4 protein-coding genes are annotated in these 3903 nt (G+C 69.7%); 1 reads left to right on the top strand and 3 read right to left on the bottom strand.

The annotated features are described in order from the left end of the window. Nucleotides 1-717 precede the first annotated feature (717 nt). Nucleotides 718-2271: an alpha/beta hydrolase domain-containing protein gene (locus NBZ85_RS28740; protein ID WP_261560381.1), complete on the top strand. Its 1554-nt coding sequence runs from the start codon at nt 718-720 to the stop codon at nt 2269-2271. Between the two features lie 133 nt (nt 2272-2404). Here NBZ85_RS28740 and NBZ85_RS28735 read toward each other — a convergent pair whose 3' ends face one another. The 3 genes from NBZ85_RS28735 to NBZ85_RS28725 all read right to left on the bottom strand — a co-directional run. Further along, complete coding sequence (locus NBZ85_RS28735; protein WP_261563084.1) at nt 2405-2926, bottom strand: hypothetical protein; 522 nt, start codon at nt 2924-2926, stop codon at nt 2405-2407. Further along, complete coding sequence (locus NBZ85_RS28730; RefSeq protein WP_261560379.1) at nt 2923-3477, bottom strand: hypothetical protein; 555 nt, start codon at nt 3475-3477, stop codon at nt 2923-2925. The genes NBZ85_RS28735 and NBZ85_RS28730 overlap by 4 nt, the downstream gene beginning before the upstream one ends. Next, nucleotides 3474-3903 (bottom strand): hypothetical protein (locus NBZ85_RS28725; protein ID WP_261563081.1); only part of this gene is annotated, 430 nt, incomplete at its 5' end. The genes NBZ85_RS28725 and NBZ85_RS28730, both read right to left, overlap by 4 nt.

Here is a 3903-nt window from a genome sequence, read left to right as displayed (position 1 = left end):
GGGGGGTCGGAGGCCGAGCTGGGAGCAGGGTCGCGGTCGGGGCTGGGGCCGTGCGCGGTCATGAGTCAACGGTAGGCTCGCTACTCGCGGATGTCGAACGTATGTTCGTATCTGTGAGCGATGTGAGAAAGCGGCCCGCCGCATGCCGCCGGCCCGTCCATATCCCCGAGGCTGTGGCATCCCGAGGCTGTGGCATCCCGAGGCTGTGACTGCCGGCGAAGAGCAGGGTCGGGCGACGAGGGGTCGGTCGGAGGTCGCGGGGTGGAGCGACGACCGAGGATGGGGCCGCATCCGGCGACGAAGCATTCGATCCGTGGTATGTGGGGTTCCGCGCAATCGTCGGTAATGTGGATACAGATCTCCGACATCCGGCGGATACCAGCCGGGGTTGGATGGGTGACAGTGCACGCCATCCTGGCTCCGACCAAAAGGAACGTGCTTGTCAAGAAGAGCTTTACCCCATGGTGGGGTGCCGTCCACGGTCGAAGTCCCGTAACGTCGGGATCACAGCATCGTTAATGAGTGATTCCAGGAAGGTCCCGGAAGCGGTCCCGGTGAAATCCCCGGCCTTTCTGGGGGCGTTCCGACGCCAGCCCCGGTTGTTTCCACGGCCGGGGCCGCGTGTGGCGATCGCTCGCGAAGCCACCGATGCTGACGTGTCGCGGCTCGGTGGAGACAGGTCGGGTCGCGGCGTCCCTCGCCGTAAAGGACGTGACCATGACAGTGATGGCCAGATGGCGGACCCGCCGCCGACAGATCGTGACGACAACGGTGGCCGGCCTGCTGGCCGTGACCGCCGCCGGGGTGGCCCAGATCGCGACCGGTTCGGCCGCCCACGCTGCCAGTCCCACGGCTGCCAGTCCCACGGCTGCCAGTCCCACGGCTGCCACCCCCTCGGCTGCCAGTCCATCGGTGACCGGGCCCATCACCGGCGGCAAGGGTGTCCCCGTGGTGGGCGCCACCGCCTTCGACTTAGGGAAGGTCGGATACCGGCAGTCCGAGTACTTCCTCGCCGGCTCCGCGACCGCGTACCAGGCGTCGGGGACGCTGGGGTCGGACGGCAAGTGGACCGCGACCCCGGCCGCCACGGCGCCCTACACGACACGGATCGTGGTCAATCGTCCCGTCGACGCGAAGAAGTTCAACGGTACCGTCGTCGTCGAATGGCTCAACGTCTCCGCCGGCTACGACGGCGCCCCGGACTGGACCGCCGCCCACAACCAGCTCATCCGGGACGGCTACGCCTGGGTCGGGGTGTCCGCCCAGGCCGTCGGGCTCAACGCGACGAAGAACGCCGACCCGGACCGCTACCAGGCACTGTCCCACCCCGGTGACAGCTACTCGTACGACATCTTCTCCCAGACCGGCCAGGCGGTGCGGAAGTCGGCCGCGACGGTCCTCGGCGGACTGAAGCCGAAGAAGGTGCTCGGCGACGGCGAATCGCAGTCGGCCTTCCGGCTGACGACCTACGTCAATGCCATCCACCCGCTCGTCAACGTCTACGACGGGTACCTGCTGCACAGCCGCGCCGGCACCGCGAGCGCGCTGTCCCAGGCCCCGGAACGCCCCGACATCGCCGCGCCGGCCGTCGTCCGGATCCGACCCGACCTCGCCGTCCCGGTCCTGACCTTCCAGACCGAGACGGACCTGCCGGCGGGCCTGCTCGGCTACGTCGACGCCCGCCAGGACGACACCAACCGCTTCCGCCTGTGGGAGGTCGCGGGGACCGCCCACGCCGACGCCTACACCATCGGCATCGGGGCCACGGACGTCGGCGACGGGCAGGGCAGCGTCGCCGCGTTCGACGCGCTGCGCAACCCGCCGACCGGGGCCGCCGGCTTCAGCTGCACCAAGCCGATCAACGCCGGCGAGCAGCAGTACGTCCTGCAGACCGCGTTCTCGCAGCTCAACCGGTGGGTCACCAGCGGGCAGGCGCCGTCGAAGGCGCCGCGGCTGCAGATCACGAACAACGCCTACGTCCTTGACGCCAACGGCAACGTGAAGGGCGGCATCCGCACCCCCGCGGTCGACGCCCCGGTGGCGAGGCTGTCCGGGCTCGGCCAGGACACCGGTTCCTCCCCGTTCTGCGCCCTGTTCGGCACCACCGTCCCGTTCACCCCGGCGCAGCTGCACACCCTTTACCCGTCCCACGACGTCTTCGTCGCCGCGTGGGTGAAGGCCACGGCCAGCGCCGTGAAGGCCGGCTTCATCCTGCCGGCGGACGCGAAGCCGCTCGTGGCGGCGGCGGCGTCATCCACCGTGCCCGCGTGACGGTCGTTCCCGCGTGACGGTCGCCGACTGCACCTGACCGCCGCAGACCGCCGACCGCCCATCCCCCGGAGCCAGTGGGGATGGGCGGTCGGCGCGGGCGACCCGATCCCGCCGGACGGAAGCCGGCTGGCAGTCACCTGCCGCCGGCAGGGTCCCGGCCACGCCAGGTGAAGGACTGCGCCGCATCCGAGGCGCGGCGCAGGTCGTCGCCGCTGATCACCATCTCGGCGGCGTCCCCGGCGAGGGTGGCGGCGCAGTGGAGGTCCCCACGGGCGGGTATGGGTTCCACCCGCAGTACCGCATATGTACGCCCGAGCCAGGACCCGGACCGGATGACTGTCGCCGAGGGTGGTCCGGGCATGGCTGGGCTGGTGATGTCGAGGGTCACCTCCGGCTCGGGGGGCCCGCTGCTTGTCTCCTGCCGCATCCATCGGGACAGCTCCAGCAACGCGTCGCCCTCTGGCCGAGTGTGCTCCGAGGTCGTGGTGAACAGCAGGTCCGCTCCCACCGCGGTCAGGTGAATTTCGACGCCGTCGTGGTCGGCGAGCACCCCGTCGACCACGACCGCGAGCCGTGCGGTCTCCAGAAGAACCGCGTAGCAGTCGACGCCGATCGGGACCGGCACCGCTGGCAGCTTGCCCGGTGGCTCGCTCATCGCCGACCCTCTCCATCGGCTTTGCCGGTTCCCCGGATTCGGCGAGCCGTCCGAGCCGCAGCGCGCAACGCCGAACCGTCGAGGACGGTCCGGCCGGTCTGCCCGGCGGCGCGAACGGTGCAGAGGACATCGCCGGAGCGCGGAATCGGCGCGGCCCAGACCCAACCGTGCGATCTTCGCCGGTCTGTGGTGTAGATGCCGTTGAAGGGCGACAGTTCGAGGGCGAGATCCGGATCTGTTGGCTGAAGCGCGCACTGCACCAGGACGGCCGCCGGGCCGCGGGTGGACCAGACCGGAGCACCCGGCGTGGCGTCTTCCCGCCCCGCTCGCGCTGCGGCCTCCTCGTCGGCGCTCAGGAATCGGGTGATCGCCGGGCCGACCGCGAAGAACCCGGCCGTGAACCCGGCCGCCTGCGCCTGCACCCCATGCAGCACGACCACAAGATCCGGTATTTCGATCAGTCGTTCATAGACGTGGATGCCACCGGGAATGACCTGGGGGTCGGGGAACGCCGGAGCCTGGCGGGCGCCTTTTTGCGCTTTGTCGGTCAACGGCAGTAGATGCTGACGGGGTTCGAGTAGTCCGTGGCCGAGGAGCTTCCAGAATCACCGGAACCAAAGCCTGCGACCTCGGTGCGCCACTGCTGCGGGCTGCTTGACCCGATGCACAGCCGGCTCGCCTCGGCGCTGATCACTCCGACACCGCCACGTGCGGTGCCGACCAGGCCCACTCGTTCCCAGACATTGCTGGAATCGTTCCAGTGCTTGACATAGACGGTGATGCCCTGGGCCGCGATCGGACCGGAGCACTTCTGTTCGCCGTAGCCGTAGATCGTTCCACCGGCATAGGTCGGATCGCTGGGGTAGATGGTGCAGGTCCATTCGATCGCCTGGGTGGATGCGCCCGATGCGGTTGCGCCTGATGCGGTTGCGCCTCCTACCGGACCTCCCGCCCGGTAGGAGTGGGTACCGGCAGCC

The organism is Frankia tisae (assembly GCF_025403405.1).
GTDB classification, from domain to species: Bacteria; Actinomycetota; Actinomycetes; order Frankiales; family Frankiaceae; genus Frankia; species Frankia tisai.
Note: the sequence above shows the minus strand (reverse complement) of the source record. Positions and strands in the feature narration are given on the sequence as shown.

Coding starts and splice junctions, on each gene's coding strand:
- NBZ85_RS28740 (WP_261560381.1), top strand. CDS start 718: ATGACAGTGATGGCCAGATGGCGGACCCGCCGCCGACAGATCGTGACG.
- NBZ85_RS28735 (WP_261563084.1), bottom strand. CDS start 2,926: ATGAGCGAGCCACCGGGCAAGCTGCCAGCGGTGCCGGTCCCGATCGGC.